Genomic DNA, 16,122 nt, shown 5'->3' with positions numbered 1-16,122 from the left:
GCGCGCCCTCACGCGCCCGAGAGCTGCTGCTCCACCAGCCGCGCAAAACAGCTCGCGCCGATCGGCAGCAGGTCGTCGTTGAAGTCGTAATGACCGTTGTGGACCGGCACCGCCTTGTGGGTCTCGGTCACCTGTCCCAGCAGCATGAAGGCGCCGGGCGCCTTCTCCAGGTAATAGGCGAAGTCCTCGCCGGCGGTGAGCGAGGGAAGGTCGGTCTTGATGAGGTCGTCGCCGACCACGTCGCGGGCCGCCGCCTCGAAGGCGGAAGCCTCCTCCGCCGTGTTGATGGTCGGGGGATAGGAGCGCTTGTAGTCGAGGATGAGCTCGACGCCGTGGGCCGCGCAGAGGCCGTTCACGGTCTGGTGGAAGAGCTCGTCCATGGCCTTGCGCGTCGCCGGTTTCAGCGTGCGGATGGTGCCGGACATGGTCACCGTCTCGGGGATGACGATCTGCGAGGTTCCCGCGTGGAACATGCCGATGGAGAGCACCACGGTGTCGTGCGGGTCCATGCGGCGGCTGACGAGGTTCTGCAGCGCCCCGTAGATCTGCACCGCGCAGGGCAGCGGGTCGAGGCCGCGGTGAGGCTGGGCGGCGTGGCTGGAGCGGCCCTTCACGGTGATCGTGAAGTAGTCGACGGCGGCGAGCACCGTGCCGGGGCGGATGGCGGCGGTGCCGAGCGGCAGGTCCCAGGCGTTGTGGATGCCGTAGACCTGATCGCAGGGGAATTTCTCGAAGAGCCCGTCGCGGAGCATTTCGGCGGCGCCGGTCAGCCCCTCCTCCGCCGGCTGGAAGATGAGGTGAACGGTGCCGGAGAAATTGCGGGTCTCGGCGAGATAGCGCGCGGCGCCCAGCAGCATGGTGGTGTGGCCGTCATGGCCGCAGGCATGCATGCGGTTCTCGTAGGTGCTCTTGTAAGGCAGGTGGTCGTTGAGCTCGGGCATGGGCAGCGCGTCCATGTCGGCGCGCAGGCCGATCTTGCGGTTGCCCGGCCGGCCGTGGATGACGCCCATGATGCCGGTCTTGCCGAAGCCGCGATGCACTTCGATGCCCCAGGACTCCAGCTTCTCGGCGACGATGCCGGAGGTGCGGACCTCCTCGAAGCCGATCTCGGGATGGGCGTGGAAGTCGCGGCGCCATTCCGTCATCTCGGGGTGGAATGCGGCGATGCGGTCGATGACGGCCATGGCATGGGTCCCGGTGGGCGATGCGGAAGGCTATCCGGGACGGGGCAGAAGGCAATCCTCACGGTGCAGCGCAGCCCTGCGAAGCGGCACTGCAGCTCAGGTGGGTCCGAGCGGGATTGGCACGCGGCGGCCGTCGACGGTCGCATGGGTAAAGGCGAGGCCGAAGACCTTGCGGAGAACATCGTCCGAGAACGCCTCCTCCGGCGGGCCGAAGGCCGCCAGCCGTCCCTCGTGCAGCACGGCGACCTGATCGGCGAAGCGGGCGGCGAGCGCCAGGTCGTGCAGGACGGCGAGCACGACGCGCCCCGCGGCCGCCTCCTCCCGCAACAGCCCGAGCACGGCGAGCTGGTGGGCCGGATCGAGGGCGGCGGTCGGCTCGTCGGCGAGGATGAGCCGGGCGCCGGTGGCGAGGACGCGGGCGAGCGTGACGCGCGCCCGCTCGCCCCCGGATAGGGCAGTCACCGGCCGGGCCGCGAAAGAGGAGAGGCCGAGGCGGTCGAGGGCGGCGTCGACAGCCCGGCGGTCCTCGGCCGTGGCGCCGGAGAAGGGATCGCCGTGGGGCAGCCGGCCGAGCGTGACGGCGTCACGCACGCCGAGGTCCCAGGCGATTTCGGAGCGCTGCGGCAGATAGGCGATGCTGCGCGCCCGCGCCATGGGGGCGATGCGGGCGAGGTCCTCGCCGCCGAGGCGCATGGTTCCGGACGCCGGCGCGAGGCCGGCGAGGGCGCGCAGGAGGCTGGTCTTGCCGGCACCGTTCGGGCCCACCACCGCGACGAGCGTGCCGGCGGGGACGGCGAGCGTCACGTCGCGCAGCACCGGCCGGCGCCCCAGCGCCACCGAGACGCCATCGAGGGACAGGGCGGTCATGCCCCCTCCTCCGTCCGGCGGATGCCGAGGATGCGCCACAGGAAGAACGGCACGCCGACCAGTGCCGTGACGACACCGGTCTTGATCTCGGTCGTGGCGGGGACGAGGCGCACCAGAATGTCCGCGGCGGTGAGCAGCGCCGCCCCGCAGAGCGCCGCCGGCAGCAGAACACGGGCGGGATCGGAGGCCGCCGCCCGGCGCACGAGGTGCGGCGCGACGAGGCCGACGAAGCCGATGGCCCCCGTCACCGAGACGGCGGCGCCGACCCCGAGCGCCAGTCCGGTCGCGACGGCGAGGCGGGCTCGGCCCACCCTGACGCCGAGGCTCGCCGCCACCTCCTCGCCGAGGGTGAGGGCGCGATAGGCCCGCGCCTGCGAGACGAGCAGCACGGCACCGAGCGCCATGAAGGGCCCGGCGAGGGCGAGGTGGACCACCGAACGGTCCTCCAGCGAGCCGAGCAGCCAGAAGGCGATCTCGAGGGCGGCGAAGGGATTGGGCGCGAGGTTGAGGACGAGCGCGGTCGCCGCACCGAAGAAGGCGTTGAGGGCGAGGCCGGCGAGCAGCAGGACCGTGATGCCGGCGCGCCTCCCGGCGACGAGGAAGAGGAGCCCCACCGAGACGAAGGCGCCCGCCATGCCGGCGAGCGGCAGGGCCAGCGACAGGGCGGAGGCGCCGCCGAAGGCGAGGACGACGGCGGAGGCGAAGGCGGCGGCGGAGGGCGCGCCGAAGAGCGTCGGCTCCGCCAGCGGATTGCGCACGAGGCCCTGCAGCGCCGCGCCGGCGAGGCCGAGCGTCGCCCCGATGGACAGGGCGAGAAGCGTGCGCGGGAGGCGGATGTCCGTGACGATGATCGCTGCCGTGCCGTCACCACCGGCGAGACCGGAGAGGACCTCGGCGGGCGGCAACCAGACGGGTCCCGCCATCAGCGAGAGGCCGGCCAGCAGGATGCACAGAAGGGCCAGCGCCGCCGTCACGTCGTCTCCCGGGCGGTCAGTTGCGCCGGAAGGTCAGATAGCACGGCGTGCGCCCCTCGCGCAGGGCCTTGGCCTCGTAGCGGGTCGACTGCCAGTTCGGCCAGGGCGTCTTCCAGTCGGCCGAGGATCGTGCGGCGAAGGTGAAGTCGGGGGAGCGCATGAGGCGCTCCAGAGTCCAGGCGGCGTAGTGGTCGATGTCCGTGGCGAAGCGGAACTCAGCCCCGGGCTTCAGCATGCGGGCGAAGGCGCGGACCGTCTCGTCGGAGACGAAGCGGCGCTTGTGGTGGCGCGTCTTCGGCCAGGGATCGGGGTAGAGCAGGTAGACGATGTCGAGGCTCGCGTCGGGGAACCAGGGCAGCAGCAGCCCGGCGTCCTCGGTGTGCAGGCGGACGTTGTCGATCTCCTGGCCCTCGATCGCGGCGAGCATCTTGGCCATGCCGTTGACGAAGGGCTCGACGCCGACGAAGCCGAGACGGGGGTGAGCCGTCGCCTCGCGCACGAGGTGCTCGCCGCCGCCGAAGCCGATCTCCAGAACGTAGCCGTCGAGCGGCCGGGGAAAGAGGCCGGCGAGGTCGCAGGGTTGCGCAGGATCGACCCGCAGGCGCGGCAGCAGGGTCTCGAACAGATCGGTCTGGTGCGGGCGCAGCGCCTTGCCCTTACGACGCCCGAAGAAGGAGCCCTGCCCCGCGAGGCGCTTGTCGTCTGTCATGGTGAAACGCGCTGTCCCGGGCATCCACGAATTCTGTCGGCGCTACCGGTTACAAGCCGTGGATGCGCGGGACAAGCCCGGACATGGCGCGAGAGGGGCGGCGGGCGGTCACAACGAAAAGGGGGCCAGCGGCCCCCTTCCCTGTCACACGCGGAGCGCGTCGCCTCAGGCGACGACGGCTTCCTTCAGCTTGGCGACGAGATCGGTCTTCTCCCAGGAGAAGCCGCCGTCGCGCGAGGCCTTGCGGCCGAAGTGGCCGTAGGCGGAGGTGCGGGCATAGATGGCCTTGTTGAGGCCGAGATGCTCGCGGATGCCGCGCGGCGAGAGATCCATGACCTCGGCCAGGGCCTTCTCCACCTTCGCCTCGTCGACGCCGGCCTTCGCCGTGCCGTGCAGGTCGACGTAGATCGACAGCGGTTTGGCGACGCCGATGGCGTAGGAGAGCTGGATGGTGCAGCGGTCGGCGAGCTTGGCGGCGACCACGTTCTTGGCGAGATAGCGCGCGGCATAGGCGGCCGAGCGGTCGACCTTGGTCGGATCCTTGCCGGAGAAAGCGCCGCCGCCGTGCGGGGCCGCGCCGCCGTAGGTGTCGACGATGATCTTGCGGCCGGTCAGGCCGGCGTCGCCGTCCGGGCCGCCGATGACGAACTTGCCGGTGGGGTTGATCCACCACTTGCAGTCCTTGGCGATCTCGAGGCCGTCGAGCGTCTCGCGGATCACCGGCTCGACGATCTTCTGCACGTCCTTCGAGGTCAGCTTCTCGTCGAGATGCTGGGTCGACAGCACGATCTGGGTGACGGCGGCCGGCTTGCCGTTCTCGTAGCGGATGGTGACCTGGCTCTTGGCGTCCGGGCCGAGCTTGCCGCAGCCCTTCTCGCCGGACTTGCGGTACTTGGTCAGGTTCTCGAGGATCTTGTGCGCGTAGTAGATCGGCGCGGGCATGAGCTCGGGCGTCTCGCGGCAGGCATAGCCGAACATGATGCCCTGGTCGCCGGCGCCCACGTCCTTGTTGCCGGCCTCGTCGACGCCCTGGGCGATGTCGGCGGACTGGGGGTGCAGGAGGACGTCGATCTTGGCCTTCTTCCAGTGGAAGCCGTCCTGCTCGTAGCCGATCGCCTTGATCGCCTTGCGGGCGGCCGACTTGAACTTGGAGGGATTGACGACCGGGTTGCCGTGGGCGTCCTTCAGGACCTTGCCGTCCTTGTCCTTCTTGAGCAGCGAATCCGGCACGCGGACCTCGCCGGCGATGACGACGCGGTTCGTCGTGGCAAGGGTCTCGCAGGCGATGCGCACGGAGGAGGCGGGCACGCCGGCCTTGGCGGCTTCCTTGAAGATCAGGTCGACGATCTCGTCGGAGATCCGGTCGCAGACCTTGTCCGGATGGCCTTCAGACACGGATTCCGAGGTGAAGAGATAGGAACTGCGGGACACGAAACGTCCTCCAGGAGCAAGAGCCCACGGGTATCGCGGGGTGGGGCGCCGTCGTAGCGGTGGCACCGTGAACCGGAATTGAACGGCTGCATGACCCGAAACGGGCCGCGCAGCAGCCGGCGACGCGCATCGCCCGGCGCCCAAGCCGGGCGAGGTTCTGGCAACAGCGCGTTCGGCGGTCAAGTCCGAATATGACAAAAAGGCCGGTTCGTTCGCAAAAAAGAACGACCGGCCTCAGGATTCCGGAACAGCCGTCGTCAGACGGCCTCCTCCTCGTCACCCGCGAAGGCGCTGACGAGATCGACGATCTTGCGCCGGACCTTCGGGTTCTTGATGCGGATGAACGCCCGGTTCAGCGCCAGGCCCTCGCTCGTGGACAGGAAGTCCGAGACGTAGGACGCGGCGGCGACATCGGAAAAGCCGCCCTCCGGCGCTGGTTCCCCCGAGGGGGCACCCTCGAAGAAGAAGGAGACGGGGACCGAGAGAATGGCGCCGATCTGCTGCAGGCGGCTCGCGCCGATCCTGTTGGTGCCCTTCTCGTATTTCTGCACCTGCTGGAACGTCAGGCCGAGGCGCTCGCCGAGTTTTTCCTGGCTCATTCCGAGCATCATGCGGCGCATGCGAACACGGCTTCCGACGTGCTTGTCGATCGGGTTCGGGGACTTCTTCACAACCATCAAAGACTCTCCGTGCCTCCGCACGCTTTCGAGAAACCCACCCGACAAGCCCCCCGGCTTGCGACATCAGGCCCGCGGCCCTCCGTCGCGGGGACGACCATATCACCCCCATCGCGCTGCACCAAATCACGCGGCGCAGCGGCAGGATTGCGTCCCGCACTGTGCTTATGACCAATTGTGCAAATCGTTACAAGTAAATTGACGTCTGCCCTTTGGGTCAGCTCGGCCCGACAACGCTGCGACGGCTTTTGCGAAGCAGGAACAAGACTATGCCCAGGCAGACTACCGCCAACGGCAGGTGTCCTGCGCGCGCGAAGACGGTCGTCGGCAGCGCCTTCGGCAGGTCGGCGTCCAGCACGTCGCGGACACCGAGCGGCAACGACCACAGCGTCCTCCCGAGAGGGTCGACGACACCGGAAATACCACTGTTCGCGGCACGCACAACTGGCAAACCCTCCTCGATCGCGCGCACCGCGGTCTGGTGCATGTGCTGGTAGGGGCCCGGCGTGAAGCCGAACCACGCGTCGTTGGTGAGGTTCAGCAGCCATTGAGGCCTGAGGTCCGGAGCCGTCACGGCGCCGGGGAAGATGACCTCGTAGCAGATGAGGATACCCACCGGCGGCGCGCCCGGCACGACGAGGCTGCGCCTGCGGTCGCCGGACGAGAATCCGCCGCGCTGGCGGGTGATGGCCTCGAGGCCGAGCGCCTCGAGGCGGTCGTGGAGCGGCAGGTATTCACCGAAGGGGACGAGGTGAACCTTGTCGTAGGTCTGGTTGATGACCCCTTCGTGATCGATGACATAGGCGGAGTTGAAAACGCGGGGATCGCGGCGGCCGGGCAGCGGCTCGTCGGGCCGTGCGGCACCGGTGATGAGCGTCACTCCCGGGGGCACGAGGTCGGCGATCTTCGACAGCGCCTCCCGATCCCAGATGAGGAAGAAGGGAAAGGCCGATTCGGGCCAGATCACGTGGGTGACGTCGCGGATGCCGGAGCGCTCCGGCGAGGTCGGCTTGTCGGAAAGCTCGGCGTAGCGGGCGAGGATCTCGTCGCGCGCCTCGGGCCGGAAGCGCTGGTCCTGGGCAATGGCGGGCTGGACGATGCGGAGCTTCACGCCGGGCACGAAGGCCGCCTCGGTGGTGGAGACGCGCCAGCCGCCGAAGAGGGCGAGGCACATCAAGGCCAGCAGGGCGCCGGTGGGCACGGCGAAGCGCACGGTCGGAGTGGCCTCCTCGTCGCCGAGAACAGTCGGACTGGCGAAGACGAGCACGGCCACCAGCGTCAGCCCGTAGACGCCGACGACCGCGGCCCCCTGAGCGAGCCAAAGATACTGGGTCAGCGCGTAGCCGTAGAGGTTCCAGGGAAAGCCGGTGAGCACCGTTCCGCGGAGATATTCGGCGAGGGTGAGGCCGACGGCGAGGGCGAGGATGCGACGCGCGCCCGGCCGCCAGAGCAGCCGGGCGACGAGGGCGCCGAACGCTGTGAAGAGGGCGAGGCCGGCGGGAAGCAGGGTCACCGCCGCCGGCAGCAGCCAGGCGAAGCGGTCGGCCTCCACGAGGAAGGCCGCACCCACCCACCACAGACCGGCGAGGTGATAGCCGAAGCCGAACCACCAGCCCGTCCGCGCGGCGGCGAGGAGGGTGCGCCAGCCGCCGCCGGCGGCGGAGGCACCGTCGAGGAGCCAGACGAGCACCGGAAAGCTGATGGCGAGGACGGGAAAGACGCCGAAAGGCGGCATGGCGAAGGCTGCCAGGGCGCCGGCCCCGAAGGCCAGACCCGTCCTCTTCCATCCCCAGGCGAGGATGACCCCGCGCGCCAGGCCGCCCACCGTCACGGTGCGGCGCCTGCAGGGCGTCCGGGCGAATCGCGCAGTGCTCCGCTCATGGCAGCCCGTGTCCGACAGGCCGGCAGCGGGGTCAAGCGCCGACGGGTCAGGTCTTGTCGCTCCGTAGGTCCGGCGAGGCCGGTGCCGGCCGCATCGCCTGCTCGGCGGGGGCAGGCAGCACCTCGGGCGCGGCCGGCTCGGGGGGCGCCATCGACGAAGCCGAAGGAGCAGAGGCGGCGGCGGCCACCGCGGACTGCACCTCCTCGTCCCGGCGCCGACCACGCGCCGGCGGGCGGCTGATGAGCCCGCGGCCGCGGGTGATCTTCACGCGCTTCACGCGGCGGGGGTCGGCGTCGACGATCTCGAACTCCAGCTCCCCCGGTCCGGGGACCAGTTCGCCGCGCACCGGCACATGGCCGGCGACCACGGTCAGATAACCGCCGATCGTGTCGACGTCCTCGGTCATCTCCTCGCCAGGATCGAAGTCCGGGCCGAGCACCTCGCGCACTTCGTCGAGGGTGGCGCGGGCATCGGCGATATAGGCGCCGTCGGCGAGCTGGGCGATGGTCTTGCCGTCGTCGACGTCGTGCTCGTCCTCGATGTCGCCGACGATGCTCTCGACGATGTCCTCCATGGCGATGAGGCCGTCGGTGCCGCCGTATTCGTCGACGACGAGGGCGAGCTGGATGCGCGTCGCCTGCATGCGCGCCAGGAGGTCGATGGCGGGCATGGAGGGCGGCACGAAGAGGATGGGCCGGATCAGCCGCGTCGCCGACAGCGACACCCTCAGGTCGACGGCGCCGAGGTCGAGGCCGGGGGCGACCTTCGCAGCCGGCTTGTCCGACGGCGTCTGAGCATCGGCGTCAGCGGCCTTGGTGCGGCGCTTGCGCGTCGCCTTCTTCGCCTCGGCGAAGAGATGTTTCACGAGGTCCTTGATGTGGACCATGCCGACGGGATCGTCGAGCGTGTCGTCGAAGACCACCAGGCGCGTGTGGCCGGCATCCTCGAAGGTCTGCATCAGGTCGGCGAGGGAGACGTCCTTCTGCACCGCCATGATGTCGGCGCGCGGCTGGGCGAGATCGTTCACCCGGCTCTCGCGCAGATCGAGGATGTTGCGCAGCATCGAGCGCTCTTCCGGCGAGAAGCCGGCGGCGGCGGGCGCATTCTCCTCGAGCACGTCCTCGAGGTTCTGACGGGCGGAGGTGGCGGCTCTCAGACGGAGCCTGCCCAGGAGCCGGTCGACCCAGCGGTCGTTCTTGTCCCCCGGGCGGTCGGACCCCGCTCTCGGCGCATCCGCCGGCTGTGCGCTCGCGGGGGTCGTCGTGGAAGCGGCCTCGGCCGCGGTGGTTCGGTATCGACTGTCGCTAGGGTCGGGCATGGGGTCCGTCGGGCATCATCCGCCCGGTCGCGTGGGGATCGGCGATTCCGAGGCCGGCGAGAATGGATGTTTCCATCGCCTCCATCGCCACGGCTTCCGCCTCGGTCTCATGATCATAGCCTAAAAGATGCAACAGACCGTGGATCGTCAAGTGGGTCAGGTGATCGGCGGGCGCAAGCCCCTCCTCCCCTGCCTCGCTCACGAGTGTCTCGTAGGCGACGACGACGTCGCCGAGCAGAGGTCCGTGCGCCGCCGGAAAGGACAGGACGTTGGTCGGCTTGTCCTTGGCGCGATACTCGCGGTTCAACCGCTGCACCATGGCGTCGTCGGCGAGCGCCACCGAAAGTTCAGCGTCGGGGGGAATCGTCATGTCGTCGCGGGCAACCACCGCGTCGACCGCCCGCCGCACGATCTCCTCCGCCTCCGGGAGCCCATCCCAAAGATCGGAGAGGACCGCGATCTCCGTCTGGATTCCCGCCTCGTCGGCCTGCGGCTCGACGGTCATGGTTGGCGCATGCGCCGCGGCTGGTGCGGGGCGGAATGGTCTCCGGCCCGGGTCGCCGCCTCGTAGGCGCGCACGATGCGGCCGACGAGTTCATGGCGCACAACGTCGTCCTCGGTGAAATAGCTCTGGGCGATGCCCTCGACGGTGTCGAGGAGGTCGAGCGCCTCGGAGAGGCCGGACTTCATGCCGGGGGGCAGGTCGACCTGGCTGGGATCGCCGGTGATGATCATGCGCGAGTTCTCGCCCAGGCGGGTGAGGAACATCTTCATCTGCATGGAGGTGGTGTTCTGCGCCTCGTCGAGGATGACGACGGCGTTGGTCAGGGTGCGGCCGCGCATGAAGGCGAGCGGGGCGATCTCGATCATGCCGGACTGCATGCCGCGCTCGACCCGCGGCGCGTCCATCAGGTCGTAGAGCGCGTCGTAGATCGGCCGGAGATAGGGGTCGACCTTCTCCTTGAGGTCGCCGGGCAGGAAGCCCAGGCGCTCGCCGGCCTCGACGGCCGGGCGGGTGAGGATGAGCCGATCGACGAGCCCCTTGTCGAGCAGGGCCACGGCCTGGGCGACGGCGAGCCAAGTCTTGCCGGTGCCGGCCGGGCCGATGCCGAAGACGAGCTCATGGCGCTTGAGGGCGCGGATGTAGGAGTCCTGCGCAGGCGTGCGGGCCCGCACGGTGCGCTTGCGGGTGACGATCTCCTCGTGGCCGAGTCGGGGCGCGCCGTCCGGCTCGAACAGGGAGCCCTGGGAGGTCGTCATGCGGATGGCGCCGTCGACGTCGCCGAGAGTGACGTCGTGGCCGCTCTTCAGCCGCGCGTAGAGATTTTCCAGCACGATCTTACCCTGTTCGCAGGGATCGGCCGGGCCGACGAGATTGACGAGATTGCCGCGGGCGGTGGCGCGGATGCCCAGGCGCTTCTCGAGGAAGGCCAGGTTCTGGTCGTACTGGCCAAAGAGGCGGCTGGCGAGGCGGTTGTCGTCGAAGGAGAGGGTGATCTCTGCCTCTGCTCCTTCATGGTCGGCCGCAAGCCAGGGAATGTTGCGTCCGCTGTCCGGGCCGAAGCCGCCCCCGCTGGAATTTTTCAACCGCGCCGTCCTCTTGTCCTGGGTGAAGACCACTCATTCAGCCGCATGCACTGCTCTCATATGGTCGTCCGCGGCGAGAACGCCATCCAGGGAGTTTGTCTTGGCTCCCGTGATTCGCACAGGGACGATGCTGCCGATCATCGACGACGGTCCGATGACCTGGACCGGCGAGAGATAGGGCGAGCGTCCGACCACCTGGCCCGGCTTGCGGCCGATCTTTTCGAAGAGGACGTCGACGGTGCGGCCGACGAGGCTCTCCTGGAAGGCGTGCTGCTGGGCGGTGATCAACGCCTGCAAGGCATGAAGCCGCTGCGTCTTCAAAGGTTCCTCGATGTGGCCGTCCATGTCGGCTCCGGGCGTGCCGGGGCGGGCCGAGTAGGCGAAGCTGTAGGCGGCGGCGAAGCCGACCTGGCGGACCAGGTCCAGGGTGTCCTCGAAATCCGCGTCCGTCTCGCCGGGAAAGCCGACGATGAAATCGGACGAGAGCGCGATGTCGGGCCGCGCCCGGCGGATGCGGTCGACGAGGCGGAAATAGTCGTCGCGGGTGTGCTTGCGGTTCATGCGCTTCAGCACGGCGGAGGAGCCGGACTGCACCGGCAGGTGCAGGTAGGGCATCAGGGCGGCGAGGTCGCCATGGGCCTCGACGAGATCGTCGGTCATCTCGCGCGGGTGGCTCGTCGTGTAGCGCAGGCGCGCGACGCCCGGTACCTCGGCGAGGCGGCGCAGCAGCCGCGCAAGAGTCCATTCGGAGCCATCCTCGCCTGCGCCGTGATAGGCGTTGACGTTTTGGCCGAGCAGCGTCACCTCGCGTACGCCGGCCGCCGCGAGCTTTTCGACCTCGGCGAGAACCTCCGATACCGGCCGCGAGACCTCGGCGCCACGCGTGTAGGGTACGACGCAGAAGGTGCAGAACTTGTCGCAGCCCTCCTGGACCGTGACGAAGGCGGTGAGGCCGCGCGAGCGGGTTCTGGCCTCCGAGGCGGCGGGAAGCGCCTTGAACTTGTCCTCGACGGGAAACTCGGTGTCGACGACACCGGGCCTGACGCCGGCGCGGGCGACGAGGTCCGGCAGGCGGTGGTAGCTCTGCGGCCCGACGACCAGATCGACGACCTTCGCCCGTCGGACGATCTCCTCGCCCTCGGCCTGGGCGACGCAGCCGGCGACGCCGACCATCACCTTGCGGCCGGCCACCCTCGCCTCCTCCTTGATGATCCTCATGCGGCCGAGCTCGGAATAGACCTTCTCGGCGGCGCGCTCGCGGATGTGGCAGGTGTTGAGCAGGATGAGGTCAGCCTCCTCCGGCGTCGCCACCTCGCGATAGCCCTCCGCGCCCATGACGTCCGCCATGCGCTGGCTGTCATAGACGTTCATCTGGCAGCCGTAGGACTTGACGTAGACGGCCTTCGGCGCGGGCTTTTCGGGGTGGCTCATCAGGGGCTCCGGAGCGCGGAGCTATAGCGGGTTCGCGGCAGGGCGTTAAGGGGCGTGGCCCGGTTGCCGTTGCGCGATGTCCGGACAGGGAACCAGACCGACCGCTCCTCCGTATGAGTCCCAAGGTGACCATCGGCGGAGATGTTCCATGAGGGTGTTGAAGTCCGGCCTGACGGCGGCGGTCCTCCTCGCGGCGGGCCTGTCGGGCGCAAAGGCGATCGAAGGCACATGGCTGCGCGGCGACGGCAATGCGCGGGTGCGCATCGCGCCCTGCGGCGACAAGGTCTGCGCGACCAACCTGTGGATCGGCGACACGAGCAGCGGCGAAGAGGTGGGCGACCGGCTCGTCATGACGCTGGCGCCCGAGGGCGAAGGCAAGTTCGGCGGCACCGCCTTCGACCCGAAGCGCGGTCGCACCTATACGATCGTCATCACCACCAGCGGCGATCGGCTGAGCACGCGCGGCTGCATCCTCGGGCGGGTTCTGTGCCGGGAAGTAACCTGGACGGCGGCGCGCTGAGTGGCAGCGCGCTTGGTTAGTCTGCGGCGCAGCGCTTTCCTTGCTTAGGGAGCGCCGCATTCCGATCTGATCCGGCTCCGTCGGCGCATGAATGTCCAAGCCCAACCAATGCCAGGGAGGGCAGTCAGGAGTCCGGCAACGGCTAGCCGCCATCCGGCCTTCGCATGGTACGCTGCCGCGTCGGCTCCTGGCGTAGCGCTCAACCATGCGGCCTGCAGCGCCCACCAGGCACACACGACCGCCAAGACCAGACTCACAATCGTCAGCGAGATTGCAGCAAGCCTCATACCCTCGCCCTCACGAAATGGATCGATCTGACCCCCGTCAGCCCGGATCCAGTGGGGTCGTCCCCGTCGGCGAGCCGTCGGCCGCCAGCGTGATCTTCTGCACCCGCGCCTCGGCGTCGCGCAGCAGCGCCTCGCAGCGCTTCTTCAGCGCCTCGCCGCGCTCGTAGATGGCGATGGAATCCTCGAGCGGCACGTTACCGCCCTCGAGCTTCTGGACGATCTGCTCGAGCTCCCCCATGGCCTTCTCGAAGGAGAGAGCCGCGACATCGGCATGGGGGGCGGCGCTGGTGTCGCTCATGGGGGCACTCCGGGAATCGGCTTCGGTCAGCCGCGCATCAATGCCATGACATGGGCGCCGACGGAACGGCCGAGGCCTTCGAGATCGTAGCCGCCCTCGAGCACCGAGACGACCCGGCCGGAGCAGGTCTCGTCCGCCACCTCCATCATCCGCTTGGTCGCCCAGGCGAAGTCGGCCTCGGTGAGGTTGATGTTGGCGAGCGGGTCGCGCTCGTGGGCGTCGAAGCCTGCGGAGATCAGCACGAGGTCGGGCCTGAAGCCGCTCATGCGCGGCAGGATCACCGTGTCGAAGGCCTCGCGGAAGGCATCGCCACCGTCGCCGGCGCGCAAGGGCGCGTTGACGATCTGGTTGTGGGCGCCCGTCTCGTTCAGCGCGCCGGTGCCGGGATAGAGCGGCATCTCGTGGGTCGACAGATACATGACCGAGGGGTCGGACCAGAAGATGTCCTGGGTGCCGTTGCCGTGGTGGACGTCGAAATCCATGATGGCGACGCGCGTGGCGCCATATTTCGCCTGGGCGTGGCGCGCGGCGATGGCGACGTTGTTGAACAGGCAGAAGCCCATGGCGGTGGCCGTCTCCGCATGGTGGCCGGGCGGCCGCGTCGCCACGAAGGCGTTGCTGACCTTTCCCGTCATCACCTCGTCCACCGCGAAGACCGCGCCGCCGGCCGAGCGCAGCGCCGCCTCGTAGGAGCCGGGCGAGAGCGTCGTGTCGCCGTCGACGTGGACGAGGCCGACGAAGGGCGTTGCGTTCACCAGCTTGTCGACGAATTCCGGCGGGTGGACGCGCACGATGGCTTCGACGGAAGCCTCCGGCGCCTCGTCGCGGGCGAGGTCGGCGAAGCGCTCGTGCTCGAGCACATGGGTGATCATGCGCAGCCGGTCGGGGCGCTCAGGATGGCCGAACGGCGTCTGGTGCTCGAGACATTTGGCATGGGAGATGACGAGTGTGGTCACAGCGGCCGGCCCTTCCATGCACTGTCACGAGACGCGCGGGCCCCGCCGCCGCCCTCGGGGCCATGAATAAAGCATGGGACGGCGCGTGCAACCGAGGTCTCCCACGCAAACGTGATGGCCCATGCCGGATTGGCTGTTGGCACCTGGCGAAACATGCTTCCCCCCCTCTGCCGCCCTGTGTCAGGCTGATGACGGTCCGGCCTCTTGCTCGGGGTTTTTCATGATCCGTGCATTGATCCTCGTCGTGTCCCTGGCCCTCGGATGGGCCGTTCCCGCCAGCGCCCAGGGCCGCTCCGCGGCGAGCGAGGTGGACGTGCAGATCGTGCTGGCGGTCGACATCTCCTATTCGATGGACCCGGACGAGCAGCGCCTGCAGCGCGAGGGCTACATCAAAGCCATCACCTCGCAGGAGGTGATCGACGCCATCCGCAAGGGGCTGATCGGCAAGATCGCGGTGAGCTATCTCGAATGGGCCGGGCACCACGACCGGCAGGTGCTTATCGATTGGCGGATCATCGACGGGCCGGAGAGCGCCCAGGCCTTCGCCGCCGAGCTCCAGTCGAAGCCCTACCGCCGCGCCTTCCGCACCTCCATCTCCGGCGCCATCCAGTCGAGCGTCGACCTCCTGGAGAAATCGGGCCTGAGGTCGCTGCGCCGGGTCATCGACGTCTCCGGCGACGGGTCCAACAACAACGGCCCCCATGTCGAGATCGCCCGCGACGACGCGCTGGCCAAGGGCATCGTCATCAACGGCCTGCCCATCGTCATCCCCCGCCAGAACAGCCGCTACGTCGACATCCCCAATCTCGACGCCTACTACCAGGACTGCGTGGTCGGCGGCCCCGGCTCCTTCATGATCCCGATCACCACGCCGGACGAGTTCGTCACCGCGACGCGCCGCAAGCTGATCCTGGAGGTCGCCGGCATCACGCCGGTCTGGCCGCTGCCCTACGGGCCGCAGATCGTGCCGGCCCAGGCCCAGAAGGTCGACTGCCTCATCGGCGAGCGGATCTGGCGGGAGCGCTGGGAGCGCAACTGAGGCGCCTGCGCCGGGCTGTCCCGCGAGGCGTCCTCTTGCATCGGCGCGCGCTTCGGGTTTGTCTGCGCGCCCGTTTCCCAAGGAGGATGACATGGATTTCGGCCTGTCCGACAAGAAGGCACTCGTTCTGGCCTCGAGCCGCGGCCTCGGCCTCGGCATCGCCGAGGCCCTCGCCGCCGAGGGCTGCACCGTGATGCTGGTCGGCCGCACCGCGGACCGGATCAAGGCCAACGCCGAGGCGATCACCGCCCGCGGCAAGGGCAAGGCCTACGGCATCGCCGCCGATCTCGGTGCCGACGGCGCCGTGGACGAAATCGTGGCGCTCGCCGAGAAGACCCTCGGGCAGATCGACATCCTCGTGAACAACACCGGCGGCCCGCCCGCCAAGCCCGCCACCGAGGTCGCTCCCGACGAGTGGGCGAAGCTGTTCAAGGTGATGGTGGAGCCGGTCTTCCAGATCACCGCCAAGGTGCTGCCGGGTATGCGCGCCCGCAAGTGGGGCCGCATCCTCACCGTCGCCTCCTCGGGCGTCGAGAACCCGATCCCGAACCTCGCTCTGTCCAACGCCCTGCGCTCGACCATCGTCGGCTGGTCGAAGACCCTGTCGACCGAGGTCGCCAAGGACAACGTCACCGTCAACATGATCCTGCCGGGCCGCATCGCGACGGACCGGATCAAGGAGCTGGACGAGGCCAATTCCAAGCGCTCGGGCAAGTCCATGGACGAGATCCAGGCGGCCTCGATCGCCACGATCCCGGCCGGGCGCCTCGGCACGGCGGCCGAGTTCGGCGCCACCGCCGCCTTCCTCTGCTCGGAGCAGGCCGCCTACATCACCGGCTCGAAGATCCGCGTCGACGGCGGCGCGACGAAGAACGTCTGAGGACGGAGGGCGGCGCAGCACACTGCGCCGCCTTCAACCTTTCCCTGGCGGGCTCGCCAGCGGCGGGATGTGGCGCAGGGCT

At 69.2% G+C, this 16,122-nt stretch carries 16 protein-coding genes; 3 read left to right on the top strand and 13 right to left on the bottom strand.

The window, feature by feature from the left end; genetic code table 11:
* Window positions 1-8: 8 nt before the first annotated feature.
* The 11 genes from C6569_RS01630 to miaB all read right to left on the bottom strand — a co-directional run bounded on the left by C6569_RS01630 (window position 9) and on the right by miaB (window position 12,060).
* Window positions 9-1,184, bottom strand: coding sequence for a M20 aminoacylase family protein (locus C6569_RS01630; protein WP_106747202.1), 1,176 nt, complete (start codon window positions 1,182-1,184; stop codon window positions 9-11).
* Window positions 1,185-1,280: 96 nt separating this feature from the next.
* A complete protein-coding gene (locus C6569_RS01625; RefSeq protein WP_106747201.1) occupies window positions 1,281-2,051 on the bottom strand; it encodes an ABC transporter ATP-binding protein in 771 nt (256 codons plus the stop codon).
* Entirely contained in the window at window positions 2,048-2,974 is a 927-nt protein-coding gene (locus tag C6569_RS01620; RefSeq protein WP_106750845.1) for a FecCD family ABC transporter permease, read from the bottom strand. Before C6569_RS01620 ends, C6569_RS01625 begins: the two co-directional genes overlap by 4 nt.
* A 67-nt stretch (window positions 2,975-3,041) precedes the next feature.
* Complete coding sequence (gene trmB / locus C6569_RS01615; protein ID WP_106750844.1) at window positions 3,042-3,734, bottom strand: tRNA (guanosine(46)-N7)-methyltransferase TrmB; 693 nt, start codon at window positions 3,732-3,734, stop codon at window positions 3,042-3,044.
* A 165-nt stretch (window positions 3,735-3,899) separates the two neighbouring features.
* Window positions 3,900-5,165: a methionine adenosyltransferase gene (metK, locus tag C6569_RS01610; RefSeq protein WP_106747200.1), complete on the bottom strand. Its 1,266-nt coding sequence runs from the start codon at window positions 5,163-5,165 to the stop codon at window positions 3,900-3,902.
* 257 nt (window positions 5,166-5,422) lie between these two features.
* On the bottom strand, window positions 5,423-5,842 hold the full coding sequence (locus C6569_RS01605) for a helix-turn-helix domain-containing protein (protein WP_106747199.1): 420 nt from the start codon (window positions 5,840-5,842) through the stop codon (window positions 5,423-5,425).
* A 217-nt stretch (window positions 5,843-6,059) separates the two neighbouring features.
* The gene (lnt, locus tag C6569_RS01600) at window positions 6,060-7,673 is read right to left on the bottom strand and encodes an apolipoprotein N-acyltransferase (protein ID WP_106747198.1); all 1,614 of its coding nucleotides are present in this window, start codon (window positions 7,671-7,673) and stop codon (window positions 6,060-6,062) included.
* A gap of 97 nt (window positions 7,674-7,770) precedes the next feature.
* Window positions 7,771-9,042 carry a hemolysin family protein gene (locus tag C6569_RS01595; protein WP_106747197.1) on the bottom strand — a complete coding sequence of 424 codons (1,272 nt, stop codon included), beginning with the start codon at window positions 9,040-9,042 and terminating at the stop codon, window positions 7,771-7,773.
* Window positions 9,029-9,547 (bottom strand): rRNA maturation RNase YbeY, encoded by a 519-nt coding sequence (ybeY, locus tag C6569_RS01590; protein WP_106747196.1) that lies wholly within the window; start codon window positions 9,545-9,547, stop codon window positions 9,029-9,031. Before ybeY ends, C6569_RS01595 begins: the two co-directional genes overlap by 14 nt.
* Complete coding sequence (locus C6569_RS01585) at window positions 9,544-10,581, bottom strand: PhoH family protein (RefSeq protein WP_106750843.1); 1,038 nt, start codon at window positions 10,579-10,581, stop codon at window positions 9,544-9,546. Before C6569_RS01585 ends, ybeY begins: the two co-directional genes overlap by 4 nt.
* A gap of 81 nt (window positions 10,582-10,662) precedes the next feature.
* The gene (gene miaB, locus C6569_RS01580; RefSeq protein ID WP_106747195.1) at window positions 10,663-12,060 is read right to left on the bottom strand and encodes a tRNA (N6-isopentenyl adenosine(37)-C2)-methylthiotransferase MiaB; all 1,398 of its coding nucleotides are present in this window, start codon (window positions 12,058-12,060) and stop codon (window positions 10,663-10,665) included.
* 148 nt (window positions 12,061-12,208) lie between these two features.
* Here miaB and C6569_RS01575 point away from each other — a divergent pair, with 148 nt between their 5' ends.
* Window positions 12,209-12,580, top strand: a complete 372-nt coding sequence (locus C6569_RS01575) for a DUF2147 domain-containing protein (RefSeq protein ID WP_106747194.1) — start codon at window positions 12,209-12,211, stop codon at window positions 12,578-12,580.
* A 324-nt stretch (window positions 12,581-12,904) separates the two neighbouring features.
* Here the strand turns inward: C6569_RS01575 and C6569_RS01570 are convergent, their stop codons facing one another.
* Together C6569_RS01570 and C6569_RS01565 are read right to left on the bottom strand one after the other, a co-directional pair.
* Window positions 12,905-13,165 (bottom strand): exodeoxyribonuclease VII small subunit, encoded by a 261-nt coding sequence (locus tag C6569_RS01570; protein WP_106747193.1) that lies wholly within the window; start codon window positions 13,163-13,165, stop codon window positions 12,905-12,907.
* Between the two features lie 26 nt (window positions 13,166-13,191).
* Window positions 13,192-14,121 carry a histone deacetylase family protein gene (locus tag C6569_RS01565; RefSeq protein ID WP_106750842.1) on the bottom strand — a complete coding sequence of 310 codons (930 nt, stop codon included), beginning with the start codon at window positions 14,119-14,121 and terminating at the stop codon, window positions 13,192-13,194.
* A gap of 220 nt (window positions 14,122-14,341) precedes the next feature.
* Between C6569_RS01565 and C6569_RS01560 the strand changes: the two genes are divergently transcribed.
* A complete protein-coding gene (locus C6569_RS01560) occupies window positions 14,342-15,160 on the top strand; it encodes a DUF1194 domain-containing protein (protein ID WP_106747192.1) in 819 nt (272 codons plus the stop codon).
* A gap of 91 nt (window positions 15,161-15,251) precedes the next feature.
* A complete protein-coding gene (locus C6569_RS01555) occupies window positions 15,252-16,040 on the top strand; it encodes an SDR family oxidoreductase (RefSeq protein ID WP_106747191.1) in 789 nt (262 codons plus the stop codon).
* The last annotated feature ends 82 nt before the right edge of the window (window positions 16,041-16,122 follow it).

Source organism: Phreatobacter cathodiphilus (assembly GCF_003008515.1).
Classification (GTDB): domain Bacteria; phylum Pseudomonadota; class Alphaproteobacteria; order Rhizobiales; family Phreatobacteraceae; genus Phreatobacter; species Phreatobacter cathodiphilus.
The sequence above is the reverse complement of the archived record's forward strand: the minus strand, read 5'-3'. Positions and strand labels throughout refer to the sequence as shown.